15 protein-coding genes are annotated in these 13,326 nt (G+C 61.5%); 14 read left to right on the top strand and 1 reads right to left on the bottom strand.

The window, feature by feature from the left end:
- Positions 1-524 precede the first annotated feature (524 nt).
- Complete coding sequence (locus AC0L3L_RS32100; RefSeq protein WP_473489980.1) at positions 525-914, bottom strand: hypothetical protein; 390 nt, start codon at positions 912-914, stop codon at positions 525-527.
- Between the two features lie 494 nt (positions 915-1,408).
- On the opposite strand from AC0L3L_RS32100, the gene queC reads away from it, so the two are divergent.
- The 14 genes from queC (at position 1,409) to AC0L3L_RS32030 (ending at position 13,177) form a co-directional block, all read left to right on the top strand.
- Entirely contained in the window at positions 1,409-2,107 is a 699-nt protein-coding gene (gene queC, locus AC0L3L_RS32095; protein ID WP_473641169.1) for a 7-cyano-7-deazaguanine synthase QueC, read from the top strand.
- Positions 2,107-2,463, top strand: coding sequence for a 6-carboxytetrahydropterin synthase QueD (queD, locus tag AC0L3L_RS32090; protein WP_065010611.1), 357 nt, complete (start codon positions 2,107-2,109; stop codon positions 2,461-2,463). The genes queC and queD overlap by 1 nt, the downstream gene beginning before the upstream one ends.
- On the top strand, positions 2,460-3,194 hold the full coding sequence (gene queE, locus AC0L3L_RS32085; protein WP_473641167.1) for a 7-carboxy-7-deazaguanine synthase QueE: 735 nt from the start codon (positions 2,460-2,462) through the stop codon (positions 3,192-3,194). The genes queD and queE overlap by 4 nt, the downstream gene beginning before the upstream one ends.
- Positions 3,195-3,907: 713 nt before the next feature.
- The gene (locus AC0L3L_RS32080) at positions 3,908-5,167 is read left to right on the top strand and encodes a glycosyltransferase family 9 protein (protein ID WP_473641165.1); all 1,260 of its coding nucleotides are present in this window, start codon (positions 3,908-3,910) and stop codon (positions 5,165-5,167) included.
- A 422-nt stretch (positions 5,168-5,589) separates the two neighbouring features.
- Positions 5,590-6,639, top strand: coding sequence for a cation:dicarboxylate symporter family transporter (locus AC0L3L_RS32075; RefSeq protein ID WP_473641163.1), 1,050 nt, complete (start codon positions 5,590-5,592; stop codon positions 6,637-6,639).
- Positions 6,640-6,895: 256 nt separating this feature from the next.
- Positions 6,896-7,612, top strand: coding sequence for a DsbA family protein (locus AC0L3L_RS32070; protein WP_473641161.1), 717 nt, complete (start codon positions 6,896-6,898; stop codon positions 7,610-7,612).
- Positions 7,613-8,010: 398 nt separating this feature from the next.
- On the top strand, positions 8,011-8,973 hold the full coding sequence (locus AC0L3L_RS32065; RefSeq protein WP_473641159.1) for an ArdC family protein: 963 nt from the start codon (positions 8,011-8,013) through the stop codon (positions 8,971-8,973).
- A gap of 145 nt (positions 8,974-9,118) precedes the next feature.
- Entirely contained in the window at positions 9,119-9,529 is a 411-nt protein-coding gene (locus tag AC0L3L_RS32060; RefSeq protein WP_473641157.1) for a DUF2958 domain-containing protein, read from the top strand.
- 214 nt (positions 9,530-9,743) lie between these two features.
- Positions 9,744-10,022 (top strand): hypothetical protein, encoded by a 279-nt coding sequence (locus AC0L3L_RS32055; protein WP_473641155.1) that lies wholly within the window; start codon positions 9,744-9,746, stop codon positions 10,020-10,022.
- A 345-nt stretch (positions 10,023-10,367) separates the two neighbouring features.
- Positions 10,368-10,568, top strand: coding sequence for a hypothetical protein (locus AC0L3L_RS32050; RefSeq protein WP_473641153.1), 201 nt, complete (start codon positions 10,368-10,370; stop codon positions 10,566-10,568).
- 623 nt (positions 10,569-11,191) lie between these two features.
- The gene (locus tag AC0L3L_RS32045) at positions 11,192-11,515 is read left to right on the top strand and encodes a DUF736 domain-containing protein (protein ID WP_065010508.1); all 324 of its coding nucleotides are present in this window, start codon (positions 11,192-11,194) and stop codon (positions 11,513-11,515) included.
- A gap of 176 nt (positions 11,516-11,691) precedes the next feature.
- Entirely contained in the window at positions 11,692-11,961 is a 270-nt protein-coding gene (locus AC0L3L_RS32040) for a helix-turn-helix transcriptional regulator (RefSeq protein WP_473641151.1), read from the top strand.
- The gene (gene traF / locus AC0L3L_RS32035; protein ID WP_473641149.1) at positions 11,958-12,506 is read left to right on the top strand and encodes a conjugative transfer signal peptidase TraF; all 549 of its coding nucleotides are present in this window, start codon (positions 11,958-11,960) and stop codon (positions 12,504-12,506) included. Before AC0L3L_RS32040 ends, traF begins: the two co-directional genes overlap by 4 nt.
- Complete coding sequence (locus tag AC0L3L_RS32030; protein WP_473641147.1) at positions 12,494-13,177, top strand: lytic transglycosylase domain-containing protein; 684 nt, start codon at positions 12,494-12,496, stop codon at positions 13,175-13,177. The genes traF and AC0L3L_RS32030 overlap by 13 nt, the downstream gene beginning before the upstream one ends.
- The last annotated feature ends 149 nt before the right edge of the window (positions 13,178-13,326 follow it).

Genomic DNA, 13,326 nt, shown 5'->3' with positions numbered 1-13,326 from the left:
TTGCGTGGCGCTAACACCACAAACTTTGGCACATTGCGATGCCGTCGGAGAAGGCTGGCATCCACCCCATCAGCAAAGATGGCGTGGCATTAGCGGTGACGTTGGCGTGTCCGCAGCCCCCGTGTTTAGCGGAGCGGCGGACATGGCGGGCCGCGTCTCAGGCGGCCAATGCCCTGAGGTTCTCCTTCTTGTGCTCGCGCAGATGATCCATGTCGAGGTAGCGGGTCGCCTCGAGCCAGTTCTCGTGGATCTCCACTGATTGCTCGCTTTTCCTGCTCGATTAACTGCAGAAGCGCGGCGTCACCGCCAAGCAGGCGCACCGGCGGATATTTTCGCGCAATCCCTGTAACGTGAAGGAGAAGGTAACTAAGGAGCGCGGCTCGTGCGCGTTAGGTATATCCGAACGTGTGCGGCAGATCGTAGCGCTCTCCCCGGACACATCCGCTCGCCACAGAGCCCTCGGTGGCCGGCCGCTCGGACGCGCAGGCGGATCCAAAAATCCACAGATGCATTCCGGTCATATGCTAGCTGCCAAGCATATGACCGGCCTTTCGCAAGGCGCCTAGGAAGAGACCGGCATGGACGGTGACATCGATCTTGGCCTGCATTGACAGGGGCATGCCGGCCCAGTTCTCCAATGGCGAAATGAAATGTGAGAAAGTGCCATTGACCATGCAAGAGCGGGTAACAAGGCCTTGTCTGTCCAACGCGACCACGCCCGTCTGGTCGGCTCCATATCGGATGGCTGCGATCCGCTGGACCTCCGAGTCACCATCGACCCGCACGTCGAAAACCAGGACACCGTGGCTCCTCGTGGCTATCTCTGCGGCTTTTTGGTTGAAGCTTAGGGAGAGTGAGCGCACGCTTTCGACCGCCATCTGGAAAATCGCCAAATCCAGTTCATCCAACGCCATGTAGGCTATTGCGCGCAATATAGGAGTGATTGCAACGACGCACACGGCTTGTTCACAGGTGTCGGCTCACGACCAATCCTTTAGCTGGTTTTGCCACTCGGCCACCGACGGATTCGTGTTCCAGATCGAACTGATCCTGAAGCGGGGCGCGCGCACTGTCCTTGAACTTGGGCTTCTGCACTCCCGCAGTTAACGAACTCCGTTCCTTCCTCGTTGCTTCGCCAATTCGCGTGCGGCCTGTGCAAGCATCCGTAACGCAGATTTGGATAGGTCAGCTTCTTTCCCAGCAATGCCTCGAGGTCGCTTCGCATCTGTCCTTCTGAGCATATGCCTGGGTTTGGACATCAATGAAAGAGCCCGCTGTCGGCGCCCGGTGCGCAACGGCACGTCAGCGATCAGACTCCACCGGGTTCACAAAGTTGACTCGCTGGGGTAGGGGGACCGCAGAGAAATCTCCGGTCGCAGCCTTACCCGGTCAAAACAAGGATACCACGATGAAGACTCTCGTCATCTGCTCCGGCGGATTGGACTCCGTTTCCCTTGCTCACAGCGTGGCAGCGGAGCACGAGCTCGCCGGCCTCCTGTCTTTCGATTACGGCCAACGGCACAGGAAAGAATTGGGCTTCGCCGCTCTCTGCGCGGAGCGACTGAACACTATGCACCAGATCATCAACATCCCCGAAATCGGCCGCGGCCTTTCCGGCTCAGCGCTCACCGATAATGTCGACGTTCCGGACGGCCACTACGCCGAAGACACGATGAAGATCACGGTAGTGCCGAACCGGAACGCCATCATGTTGGCAATTGCCTTCGGTCTCGCCACCGCGCACAAGGCCGAAGCGGTGGCGATGGCCGTACATGGTGGGGACCATTTCATCTATCCAGATTGCCGTCCGGCCTTCATCGAAGCTTTCCAGATGATGCAAGACCGCGCGCTGGAAGGCTACGCCGAGATTCGCCTTTATACGCCTTACGTCAACCTCACGAAGGGCGACATCGTCCGGGATGGAGCAAGACACGGAACGCCATTTGCGGAGACCTGGTCGTGTTACAAGGGCGGCGAGCGTCACTGCGGACGGTGCGGGACCTGCGTGGAGCGGCGCGAGGCGTTTCATCTCGCGGGGCACGCTGATCCTACCGACTACGAAGACCCTGTCTTCTGGCTCGAGGCGCTGCGGAGGAGGAGCGCCTGATGTTCCGCATCACCAAGGAATTCCACTTCTCGGCCTCGCACCAGCTCACCTCTTTGCCGCCGGATCATCAGTGCGCGCGCCTGCACGGGCATAACTACATCGTCGAAGTGGAACTTTCGGCGAAGGACCTGGACGCGCACGGCTTCGTGCGCGACTATCACGATCTGGCGCCGCTCAAACGCTATATCGACGAGAGCCTCGACCATCGGCACCTCAACGAGGTGCTGGGACATGAGCAAGTCACGGCGGAATACTTGGCCAGACATTTCTATGAATGGTGCAAGGCACGTCTGCCGGAAACCGCGGCCGTGCGGGTGAGCGAAACCCCGAAAACCTGGGCGGAATACCGGCCGTGACGGACACGTGTCCCGCAATCCGTGTGAGCGAGATATTTGGGCCCACGGTCCAGGGCGAGGGAGTGCTCATCGGTTTGCCTACAGTCTTCATCAGAACCGGCGGGTGTGACTACCGGTGCTCCTGGTGCGACAGCCTCCATGCGGTGGACAGTCAATTCCGCCACGAATGGGAGATGATGCCAATCGATGCGGTGTGGCAAAGCGTCGTTGGGCTTTCCGGTGGCCGGCCAGTGATGGTGTCGCTGTCAGGCGGTAATCCGGCCATTCAGCCCTTCGGTGCGCTGATCGAGCGAGGCCATGGTGAGGGTTACCGTTTTTCGCTGGAAACCCAGGGTTCGGTGGTCAGGGACTGGTTTGCGGATCTTGATGTGCTGGTTCTCAGCCCAAAGCCGCCGTCAAGCGAGATGAGGACGAACTGGGCTGCATTCCAGGCGTGCATAGAAGCGGCGCAGCAGAAGCCGCAAATCGTGCTCAAGCTCGTTGTTTTCGACGAGAATGACTACGCCTACGCCAAAGACGCCGCGGCGCGATTTCCGCACCTTCCGGTCTATCTGCAACCCGGCAATCACACGCCACCGCGCCCTGGCAATGAAGACGCACCTGTCGACCTGGACGGAATAATAAAACGCATGGAGTGGCTTGTGGAAAAGGTGACACACGACAGGTGGTTCGAAGCACGCGTGTTACCGCAGTTGCACGTTTTGCTCTGGGGAAACAGGAGAGGCGTCTAGTCGCGCCTGTGCGGGAAATGCGCCGCCATTTTGCGGCGCTGCCGGGTACTTCCGGAGGTGCTCGATGCCGAGATGGTGCTGGGCGCTAAAGTGAGCGCGCACCGGAGCGGCTAGGCTACCGCTCCGCTGTATTGTGGCCGCAACCTTTGGCAGCCATCTATCCATGGCGTGGATGGGCTTCATCGAAACAAAGGATTTTATCAACCTTCCGGAATCTCGCATTGACCTTCACCGGACACGCATCGACCGTCCCTGCCTCTGTCGCGTGAAAAGGGACCCGAAAGGGGAAAATCTTTGCATGAGCTCAGACGTGCGCTGGAAATTGTCCTGGGAATGAGTTGCAGCAGGCCGACGATTTCGAATTGTCCGACCTCTTTGTTAGCGGAGTCTTTCCCCTCTCAGAACCGTTGAACGGCCGGTGTCACCTAGGCCTAACTCATTCAGGCCAGGCCGCACCTGCCTCGTCCCGCAAAGAAATTCGACAGCCCATCTTTCCGCCCGTCATTGCCGTCGCTGGTCGGCAAAGCTTCCGGACTGACCGGGGCTGACGCCGGAACTCCTCTTTCAGTCGCAGCCGATAACACTGCAAATCACCAGTCGTCTCAGAGTCGTTTGCCGCGTTAATTTGTCAACGCGGATAAGACGGGAAGCAATCCAACCTACACGGACATCACTAGTCAAGAAATGTTGTGCGTATAACCTTCGGAATGGCAATGGGATACTTTACAAAGCGCGACGCCAATCAAATTATATACCGCAGCTGGGAGGAGTCGGAACAGTCAAGCGCCAAGTTGCGAATTTTGGCGCTTAAGCTTGATCGTGTCGGGGACTTTTGGATGTCTCTGGCGCCCCTGATGGACCTGCGTCAGCGCTTTGCGCATGCCCACATTACGCTGGTGGTCGGAAGCTGGAACATCGACACTGCAAAACAGTTCGACCTCGCCGACGATTACGTTGCTTTTGACTTCTTTCCTCGCAACCCGAAGGTCGATACCCGCAAGAAAGCGGCCGACATACGGCCGCTGCTGACCGGCGAGTTTGATCTTGCCATTGATATGCGTGTCCCGGATGAGACAAGGCCCATTTTGCTCGAAGTCCCCGCCAGGCATCGTGCGGCGATAGTTGATCCTTACGGAATGCATCAGATCGATATTGCGATAGCGCCATTCGATCTGAAATTGCGCAGAACCATCTTCTACAAGCTGGCCCAAAAAATAGGGATCGCCGACAAATTCCCTCGCACATGGCTTGATTGGTTCGTTGACCGTAAGCAGGTACGTCTACAGCATGTGTCGGAAATCCTCCTCTTTCTGGTCGCAAAGGCAGCGGCCTATTTTGACGGAGAAAGTGAAGCGGGCCGCCGACAGAGTTCGACAGAAGGCAAGTCCCCGATCGTCGTGGCTCCGTTTTCAAATTCCAGCCTGCGCGATTGGCCGATCGAAAACTTTGGCAAACTTGTCGCTGCTCTTTCTACCCGTAGTGAGGTGATCCTCGTCGGCCGTGGCGAAAGCCGGGAAGCGCTTGAAGAGGTCGCGATGACAGCTCGCGACCGTGGAGCCGCGGAGATTCGAACGGCTGTCGACTTGTCGGAATTGGAATTCAATCATCTCATGAATTCGGCCGCGCTCGTGGTGTCGAACAATTCAGGCACTGGCCATGTCGCTGCCCAGCTTGGCCGCCCTACTGTCGGAATTTTCACCGCGTCACATCTACCGGAAATTTGGGGATTTCGTGGTCCCCTGGTCAGCATGCTTATGAGCGTTATTGAATGTCGCGGATGTGGTCTGGACAAAGTGCGGCGCTGTCCGGTCAAAGTCCGCTGCAAGTTCGACATCACGCCCGATCTGGTCATTGCCGAGGTAGACGCCTTGATGAATTATTGTAAGGGGCGGGACAAACTTATTGTGGCTCGCGGGCGGTGCGGCCAGAACGACGATCGCGCGCGAAGAGGCAGCTCAGGGCCCATGCCGTAACCCGGCCGGTCGATTACTCCATCTGTGGAGCGCCAGACTATACGGATCGCGGTAGCGATCCCCTGTCGACGGCGGTGTTTGATATCCGACAAGCTCAGCCGACTGGGCGATGGCTTGGACATAGCCATAGCCAGATGTCGACCATCTAGATCCCGATCGCAGCCACCAAGGCAAACAGGTTGCCTCGACGACTTTTCGGCCGCTGCCAGGCCGCATGTCCGCCGACGGTCTGCCCTTGTTTTTAAGAGGGCACGCGGCTGCGGCGAATGCGGCACTGCGTGAGAGGTCCTGCGCGTTATCGCGCCGCCGCTGCTTGGCACGGCACTTGCGCCCGAGATGGCAGCAGCGTTCGACCGGAGCGCCGCCAGTGAGAGGCCTTGAAGCGAGGAAGAGCCCGACCCGATCCGGCAGGGAGAGAAACGGTGTTAGCTCCACAAGTCCACAGCGCGAACGCCGGGCCTCGTAAGCCCCATATTGCGCGGCTTTACGTTCAGGTGCTTGCCGCCGTCGCCCTTGGCGTCGCTGTTGGCTTTTTCTATCCGGCGACCGGAGAGGCTCTGAAGCCGCTCGGCGATGCTTTCATCAAGCTCGTGAAGATCATCATCGCGCCTGTCATCTTCCTGACAATTGCGACCGGCATCGGCGGCATGAACGATCTCAAGAAGGTCGGCCGGGTCGCCGGCAAGGCAATGATCTATTTCCTCACCTTCTCGAGCCTCGCATTGATTGTCGGTCTCATTGTCGCAAATGTCGTTCAGCCAGGTGCCGGCCTCAACATCGATCCAGCCTCGCTCGATGCTCAGGCCGTGAAGGGCTATGCCGCCAAGGTCCACGAGCAGTTCGTGACCGGCTTGCTGATGCCGTCAATCGTTGGTGCCTTCGCCGAAGGCGATATCCTGCAGGTCCTGTTCTTCTCGGTCCTGTTCGGCATCGCTCTGGCGATGGTCGGCGACACGGGCAAGCCTGTGCTTTCTTTGCTTCAGGCGCTCCTTGCGCCGGTGTTCAAGCTGGTCGGCATTCTGATGAGGGCCGCGCCCGTCGAAGGGGCGAGCGCCAGGCGTTCGGTCGTGGGCCTCGGCATCCCGGCCGCATATTCATTCAATCTGCACGGCACCAATATCCACATGACGCTGGTCCCCCTCTTCCTCGCCCAGGCGACGAACACGGATCTGTCGATCGGCGGTCGGATTCTGCTGCTGTTCGTCGCCTTGCTCTCTTCGAAGGGAACAACTCGCATTACCGGTGCGGGCCTCCTCACGTTGGCCGCGGCGCTCTTTGTCGTTCCGACCGCCCCAGCTGCCGGCGTGACGCTTATTCTTCGCGTCGACCACTTTGTGTCGGAGTGCCGTGTGCTGACCATTTTTCTCGGCAACGCAGTGGGAAGGCTCGTTGTCGCCCGGAGCAGGGCGAGCCGGATGATGGACGATTGGCAAAGGCTCTCACGAGCGGGTCCTTCGGCGCTCGGGCGTTGAAGGGCAGATCGCCCGGCGTGATGACCGGTGGTCTCGGCTGGCAACGCGCGAACGCCGCTCAGCTATTGCAGTCAGCCCATTGGAGCGAAGCCGTCATAAAGCAACCGCCAGATGGCGCCGGCATCGACATTGTGAGCCCCCCCGCGACTGCCGATACTGCGGGAACTGCCGGGCAAGCGATCCAAAGCGACGACCAACTTTCACGCCAAAAGGCCAGCCGTTGCTGCCCCGTTAACAGCTGATTGGAGCCCGACCCATGTCCAAGCAAAACGCCGGCCTTGTCGCCGTAATCGGTTTCTTAGTCCTCGCCCTGTCCGTGCTGGGAACGCTAAAGCGACAGCCAGATAGGTTGACGACCTGCAACGGCTCGGAGATGAACGCCTTGCTCGCGGCGGACTTGAGGATACTCATTCCGCAGCATCGCGACGCACTCCTCAACGACCTCGCCTCGCCAATCGCCGGCAATCCGCAGGGCGACGTCCCCCTGGTCTCATTCCTCGACTACAACTGCCCGCTGTGCAAGGAAATGGACCTCATTCTCCAGCAAGCCCTCAAGCATGATCCCAATCTGAGGAGTGTGCGTAAACAGCTCCCGGTCCTGGGACCTTCTTCCGAATTCGCCGCGCGCGCGGCGCTCGCCTCCCGCAAACAGGGAAAATATGAGGCGTTTAATCGCGCCCTTTTTGCTTTTCCCGGCTTGGTGAACCAAAGAACCACCCTAGTCATTGCGGCACGTGTCGGCCTCGATGTTGAGCAGCTCAAGCGGGATATGGAAGGCCCGGCCATCACCGAAGCCATCGCACGCGATCGCGCGCTCGCGAACGAGCTGTACATCACCGGCACGCCGGCGTTGGTGGTCGGCGACGAAGTGATAGCCGGGGTGGTAGAGACGGCCGGGCTGCGAAGCTGCATCGCCGATGTGCGCGCAAACGCCAAGGTTCAGTCTCCCACAGCTGCAAAATCGGCATTTTGACCGCATCAACTGCTCTCGGGACCAGAGTCCTGAGCGCCCGCGCGCCTGAAGGCGCGCGCCGGGTGCTCGTGCACCGAGCCCGCTTTTCTTCGACAGGCTCAGGCGGTCTCGGCCATCCGGCTTCGCCCCCTGACGCGGGCAGCCTGTCGGCTGCTGACGGTCGCCGGCCAGCCGGCCGGCGTCGATTTTGTGGTGGCCTTCCCCGGTGGCACGGGGTGGGCGGCACTCCCTTCTAGGCCAGCCGCGGCATCCCGCAACCCTCCGCTTGCCGCTCCGGGTCCTCCTCTTCGTTCCGGTCCTTCGGATGCGGTCTGCCTTCTACGGCGGGCCTTTCCGGTCGCTTTTGCCGCCCACCCCGCTTCCGGGGAGGGCGCGATTGGCGAACGGAGGACCAGACAATGCGTGCAAACAACAAGCATTCCGGCAGCCGAGAGGCTGGCGCGGGCAAGGGCGGGCGCTCAGGCGCCAGCCTCTATCAGGAGATCACAGACCGCATCGTTGCCGAACTGGAGCGCGGCACCGTGCCATGGGTCAAGCCCTGGGGCAGGGCAAAGGCAGCCCTTGGCCTGCCCAGAAATGCAGCCACCCAGCGCCGCTATTCCGGCATCAATATCCTGATCCTGTGGGGCGCCGTCATCGAGCGCCCATACCCCAGCCAGAACTGGCTCACGTTCCGGCAGGCGCTTGCCCTTGGCGGCAATGTCAGGAAGGGCGAGCGCGGCACGACCATCGTTCACGCTGACCGCTTTATTCCCAAGGACGAAAAGGAACGCGCCAAGGCCGATGGCGACGAACCGCAGGCCGTGCCTTTTTTGAAGCGCTTTACCGTCTTCAATGTCGCGCAGTGCGATAATCTTCCCGACGATCTCCATGCCGCCGCCGAGCCGCTGCCGGCGCGCGAAATCGTCCCGCAGGCCGAGCAACTTATTCGCAGAAGCGGTGCGGATTTCCGTATCGGTGGCGATCGCGCTTTCTACATGCCCGGCAGCGACACCATCCAGGTGCCGCCCCAGCCGGCTTTCTTCCACCAGATCGACTACTACCGGACCTGCTTTCACGAGCTTGGCCACTGGACCGGCCACCCGACGCGACTCGCGCGCGACCTGTCAGGCTCATTCGGCTCCAGAACCTATGCGCGCGAGGAATTGGTCGCCGAGATGGCCGCAGCCTTCATCTGCAGCAGTCTCGGTATCGAGCCGACCGTGCGCCATTCCGATTACATCGGCTCATGGCTGACGGTTCTGCGCGAGGACAATCGCGCCATTTTCCGCGCGGCCAGCCATGCCTCGAAAGCCGCCGATTTCCTGCTTGGCCTCAATGCCGACGTCGAAGGTGAGGCGCATGCCGAGATCGCCGCGTGAGCGCGCTCCATCGCCATGCGCGACCGCCTTGCGCTTCTGATGGCGCGCCGATACGCGCCCGCGCGCGGCGCACCAGCCGCTCGATCCGCCTTGTTTCAAAAAGCCGCTCTCAATTCAGCCAGAACCGTTTTGAAGGAATTCCGCAATGATCCTGATCACCGATGAACTGCGCGCCCGTCTCCTCGCCAATGGCGCTGCCGACACCGAAACCGACCACGCACCGGTCGTGAAGCTATTCAACCCCGTGGGCGCCGCCACCTGGCTTCTGAGCGAGCTCGACGCCGATGGCGATACACTCTTCGGCCTCTGTGATCTCGGTTTCGGCTTCCCTGAACTCGGCAGCGTCAGCCTTGCCGAGCTCCAAGCCGTCAAGGGACCGCTTGGCCTCGGCATCGAGCGCGACCTGTATTTCAAGGCGCGGTTTCCGCTCTCGGTCTATGCCGAAGCCGCTCGCCTATCCGGCCACATCACCGAGGCCGAACGGCTCTTGCGGCAGGCCGCCGCCGCCCTTTCGCTTTCCCTTCCCGAGCTTCCGCCCGACCGGGCGGAACAATAGCGCCACCGGGCGCAAAACCGTCGCGCCGCTCGGCCTGCGGCCTCGCGGTCAGGCAATTTCGGCCATAGCAAAGGAGAAAGACCATGCAGCTTGCCCACGTTTCCATTGACCAATTGAGTGTCGCGGCCGCCAACATGCGGCATTCCAAACGCGCGCCCGATATCTCCGACATCCTGCCGTCGGTGCGCGCCCGCGGCGTCTTGTTCCGCTTCTGGTGCGGCTCAACGGCTCGCCCGAAACTTTCGAGATCGTCGCCGGACGGCGACGCTATTTCGCCGCAAAATCGCTCGCCGACGAGCGAGGTAAAGCCGATCCCTTGCCCTGCGCCATCATGGAGGCTGGCGAGGACGCCGATGCCCTCGAAGCCTCGTTGATCGAGAACGTCGCCCGCCTCGACTCCGACGAAGTGTCGCAATGGGAGACGTTCTCACGGCTGATCAGAGAGGCGTGCGCTTGGGGCTGCTCGACCATCCGAGCGCAGCACTTCGCCTGATGGTGGCGCATGCGATAGCCGGTTCCGGCCTGTGGCAGGTTCGCCGCGAACCGTAGCGCGCTTGCAGCGAGATCGTGGCCGCAAGCCTCGCCGGAAGCAGGGCGGAAGCCGCGTTCGCCGAAAAACGGCGCGAGGTCTTGGCGCTGCTTGGGCAACCGGATGAGGATGGCACAATCGCTGGCGGCATGGCGACGACCTCGGCACGGCAAGCATCTTCTAGCGGCTCCTGGCGCTCCGCGACGATCATGCCGTGCGCGTTCTCAGCATCGTCATGGCCGAGACACTTGAAGCCGGCAGCGCCGTCATCGAGGCGCTCGGCAAGCATCTGAATGTCGACATCGGCGCTTGCTGGCAACCGGACGACGCATTCTCGATCTGTTGCGCGACAAGGAAATTGCCAATTCCATGCTCGCCGAAGTCGGCGGCGAACATGTCGCGGACGGCAGTGTCGCCGAAAAGGTGAAGACGCAAAAGAAGATCATCCGCGACTTTCTTTCGGGCGATAACGCCGCAGACAAGTCGAGACCTGGCTGCCGTGCTGGATGAAATTCCCGGTCGAAAGCTACACTGATCGAGGCGGCTTCCGCACCGCCGATCAATGGGCACGGGTCAGGTCGCTGTTCGTCTGCGAATAGCCTGTCACGGCCGGCCGCGGCTTCTCGGCAGCAGCCCTTCGGCACTGTACCCCGGTCGCAGTGGCTGCATGTTCGAGCTTCCTTTGCCCCGCATCGCGCACCAAAATCCAGGCCGGCAAACTCCTGATCCCCATGGATCGGTCCGCCCGCCCGATGCCTGATCTGCGCCCAACCTACGGTCACGATCTCGATCGGCGTGGGCACCTTATCAGCCGCAGGCCTTGTAAATTCCCGCCCCTCCTGCCTGGCTGTAGCGACCGCGTTTCCCACGATCTCCCGCTCTCTTCAAGGACCATTCCCCTGCGGCTGGCTTGTGACCTATGGGCGGATCCGGCCGCCCGAAACCCTCGCCGATCAGCTTTTTTCCCCGCCGCCTGCGGCGGCTTCCTCGCGCCGCTTCGCTTCAAAAAAGCTGCCCGCTCGGGTCCTCCGCTATCGCTTCGGCCCTGTCGGGTTCAGGCGGTCCGGACGCGCCCATTACGGTCCGCCATCGCAGGGGATGGTCCCCGGCGACAGCAAAAGGAGACTTCGAAAATGACCGCGATCGGTTACGTCAACAAGCAGGAAAACGGCGGCTACAAGGGCCAGCTCAAGACGCTCAGCGTCCGCGCCGACATCGACATCGTCCCCAACCAGGCCAAGAGCGCCGACAACCATCCCGACTTCCGGGTGCTGACGCAAGGGGTCGAAGTTGGCGCCGGCTGGATCCGCACCGGCGAAACCTCCGGCAAGGACTATGTGAGCCTGTCGATTGCGGCGCCGGAGTTCGGACCGCGCAAGCTCTACGCCAATCTCGGCCGCGCCGCCGGCCAGGACGATGACGACACCTACGCCATCATCTGGAACCCGGCCGACTGATCGGCCGACCCGAGCCTCGCGCCCCAGCCGGCGCGGGGCTCATTCCCAGGCGCTCCAGCCAAACCCGTCCGCCCGAAAAGGCGGCGAAAACTCTCCCCGGACTCTTCGCCCGTCCCGGAGGCGATCTCGCTCGCCCATCCTCGCCATCGCTTGTCCGAAGCGAAACGAGGATCACCATGGACGACGAAAACGAACGCGCGGCCCGCGCCAAAAAGGGCAGTCCCTTTCTCAGCACAGCCCAAGCAGCCTTCTATATCGGGCTCTCCCAGCGCACCCTGGAAAAGATGCGGCTCACGGGCGGCGGCCCGAAATTCCGCAAGCACGGCCGCTATGTCCGCTACCACATCGACGAACTCGATGGATGGTCGAAAGGACACCCGCAGTACGCCGGTAACGAGGATGGTGAGGCCGGTTCCGGCCAAGCCGGCCAGGGAGGCCGAGCATGAGCCGGCGCCCTTCCATCCGTCTGATCGGCAGCCGCCTGCGGCGCCTCCAGGCACGCAAAACCATCGCCGCTGCCATGATTGGACTGACCCTGATCGGCTTCGACGGCACCGTCAAACCAAGGCCCTGGCTGGTCTGGAACGCCTCGGCCAGCGCGCCCGTCGGCCTCTATCGCCTCGGGTTTGCAGCACCGGCTCGGGGCGATCTGGTGCTCGTCCGCCCGCCAGAATCGCTCGCCGAACTCGCCGCCCAACGCGGCTATCTGCCCCGCAACGTGCCGCTGGTAAAACGTCTTGCCGCGCTGCCGGGCAACGAAGTCTGCACCTTCAATGACGCGGTCATCATCGACGGCGAGATCGTTGCGCGACGGCTGGCGAAGGATACCAGAGGCCGCCCGCTGCCACGGTGGAACGGGTGCCGGACACTCGCCGACAACGAAATCTTCCTGCTCGGCAGCGACGATATTCGGTCATTCGACAGCCGCTATTTCGGGCCGGTGCCGCGCGCAAATGTCGTCGGGAGGCTCGTGCCGCTATGGACCGAGTGACCCTCCTGATGTTCGGCACGATCGCCTTTGCGCCATGCGCCTGTTCCGCCTCGACCGGCGCTGAGCCGGTCGCCATCTCCCAAATTCCGCAGCTTCAAAGGTGGCAGGAGTTCACAGACGAAGCAAGCAGACGCTTCCGTATTCCTCAGGCCTGGATTTACGCCGTCATGGATGCCGAAAGCGGCGGCAAGACCATGCTCGACGGCCTCCCAATTACCTCACGCGCGGGCGCAATGGGCCTCATGCAGGTGATGCCGGAAACGTATGAGGACATGCGTGCCGAGCACGGTCTGGGAGCCGATCCGCACGATCCGCGTGACAATATTCTCGCCGGAACCGCCTATCTCAGCGCCATGTTTGACCGCTTCGGATTCCCCGGCCTGTTTGCCGCCTATAACGCAGGACCCGAGCGCTACGAAGAGCATTTGAAGCGTGGGAAGCCGCTGCCCAAGGAGACAGCTGCCTATCTTAAACAGCTCAGGGGGAAGGGGATTTCGGCGGACGACATTGATCAATTCGAAGGGGACTCCAAGGCGCCAAACAGCCAAAACGCTCCCTCCGGCCGCTCGCTCTTCTTCCTTCGTAACGGCGTTCGCGCCGGCGAAGCGAAAGGCGATCTCTTTGTGCCGCTGCGCGTCAATCGCGTTCGGACGAAACCGAATGGCGGGTGACTCGGCGAGCGGGGCGGTTTTGCGGGGCGGGAAAGGGCGGGTGCGGACGCCGGAAAGCGGAAGGGCGGCGTAAGGCAAGATAAAGGCAATGCCTCCAGGAGGCGGCGAAGTCTTTGTCTGCACATCGTTTTTCACGGAGGCTGCTGGCA

The organism is Mesorhizobium sp. WSM4849 (genome assembly GCF_055811385.1).
The sequence above is the reverse complement of the archived record's forward strand: the minus strand, read 5'-3'. Positions and strand labels throughout refer to the sequence as shown.

Coding starts and splice junctions, on each gene's coding strand:
- AC0L3L_RS32080 (WP_473641165.1), top strand. CDS start 3,908: ATGGGATACTTTACAAAGCGCGACGCCAATCAAATTATATACCGCAGC.
- queC (WP_473641169.1), top strand. CDS start 1,409: ATGAAGACTCTCGTCATCTGCTCCGGCGGATTGGACTCCGTTTCCCTT.
- AC0L3L_RS32070 (WP_473641161.1), top strand. CDS start 6,896: ATGTCCAAGCAAAACGCCGGCCTTGTCGCCGTAATCGGTTTCTTAGTC.
- AC0L3L_RS32060 (WP_473641157.1), top strand. CDS start 9,119: ATGATCCTGATCACCGATGAACTGCGCGCCCGTCTCCTCGCCAATGGC.
- AC0L3L_RS32030 (WP_473641147.1), top strand. CDS start 12,494: ATGGACCGAGTGACCCTCCTGATGTTCGGCACGATCGCCTTTGCGCCA.
- queD (WP_065010611.1), top strand. CDS start 2,107: ATGTTCCGCATCACCAAGGAATTCCACTTCTCGGCCTCGCACCAGCTC.
- AC0L3L_RS32045 (WP_065010508.1), top strand. CDS start 11,192: ATGACCGCGATCGGTTACGTCAACAAGCAGGAAAACGGCGGCTACAAG.
- AC0L3L_RS32065 (WP_473641159.1), top strand. CDS start 8,011: ATGCGTGCAAACAACAAGCATTCCGGCAGCCGAGAGGCTGGCGCGGGC.
- traF (WP_473641149.1), top strand. CDS start 11,958: ATGAGCCGGCGCCCTTCCATCCGTCTGATCGGCAGCCGCCTGCGGCGC.
- AC0L3L_RS32040 (WP_473641151.1), top strand. CDS start 11,692: ATGGACGACGAAAACGAACGCGCGGCCCGCGCCAAAAAGGGCAGTCCC.
- AC0L3L_RS32100 (WP_473489980.1), bottom strand. CDS start 914: ATGGCGTTGGATGAACTGGATTTGGCGATTTTCCAGATGGCGGTCGAA.